The sequence below is a fragment of the Mangrovicoccus sp. HB161399 genome, from assembly GCF_013184745.1.
Lineage (GTDB): Bacteria > Pseudomonadota > Alphaproteobacteria > Rhodobacterales > Rhodobacteraceae > Mangrovicoccus.
In genome coordinates, this window is sequence record NZ_JAATVU010000279.1 from 1 (window position 1) to 784 (window position 784).

The following is a 784-nucleotide window of genomic DNA, read 5'->3' on the forward strand; positions in this document are numbered from 1 at the left end:
ACGAACCCGGACACCTTGGCTTTGCGCAGGCTCTTGCGATACCAGCTGCGCAGCTTGCCGGTGCGGCGCGTGGTCATGCTGCCGATATTGGCGAGCCCGTCCTTGTGCACGGCGGTGATGGTCCGGTCGATGCCCTTCAAGGCCTCGCTCTTGAGCGCCGCCTGGCGCTGCCGCGTCCGCGCGGCCGCGGCCTTGCCTCCGGTCTGCCTGCTCATTGTGCCGCGCCCTCCTGCACGCTGATGCGGATCTCTCCGTTCATCGGGAAGCCGACGCCCCGCACCGCCATGGTCCGGCCCATGACGGTGACCCGCCAGTTCGATGCGATCCGGCGGGTGTCGCTGTCGTCGCGCACCGTCAGCATGTGGCCCATGACCTGCATTTCACCGGATTCCGTGGTGCGCTCGTCGCCCTTAGCCGGGTTGACCGCGCGCAGCGCAGCAAGCCGTCCGAACTCGGCAATCCAGCGGTCTTCGAAGCCGCCATAGCCATCAGGCACCCGGTCGGGCCGCTCGAACTCGGCCCGGTATTTCAAGGTTCCGCGCTTCATGGGTTGTCCTCAGGCCAGGGGCGGGTCGGCATAGCGGTAGAGCAGCATCTCTGCCTGATACGGCAGCCCGCCGGGCACGCGCTTGGGCGCGTCTGCGGCTTCCAGAAGGTCGCCGACCACGATTGCGACCGCCCGCCTCACAGCCTCCGGCACAACGCTTTCGGCCGTCAGCTTGCCGTTTTCGTCCAGCCCCATGACCTCGGCGGCCCGCGTGTCCAGATAGCGGATCACGACGTC

General features: G+C 67.9%; 3 protein-coding genes. All 3 read right to left on the reverse strand.

What is annotated here, in order from left to right; genetic code table 11:
* On the reverse strand, positions 1-215 hold a 215-nt coding region (locus HCC78_RS32875; RefSeq protein WP_172332863.1), incomplete at its 3' end, for a hypothetical protein.
* Positions 212-547: a head-tail adaptor protein gene (locus tag HCC78_RS32880; protein WP_172332864.1), complete on the reverse strand. Its 336-nt coding sequence runs from the start codon at positions 545-547 to the stop codon at positions 212-214. The genes HCC78_RS32880 and HCC78_RS32875, both read right to left, overlap by 4 nt.
* Positions 548-556: 9 nt before the next feature.
* A partial coding sequence (locus tag HCC78_RS32885; RefSeq protein ID WP_172332865.1) for a hypothetical protein occupies positions 557-784 on the reverse strand: 228 nt, incomplete at its 5' end.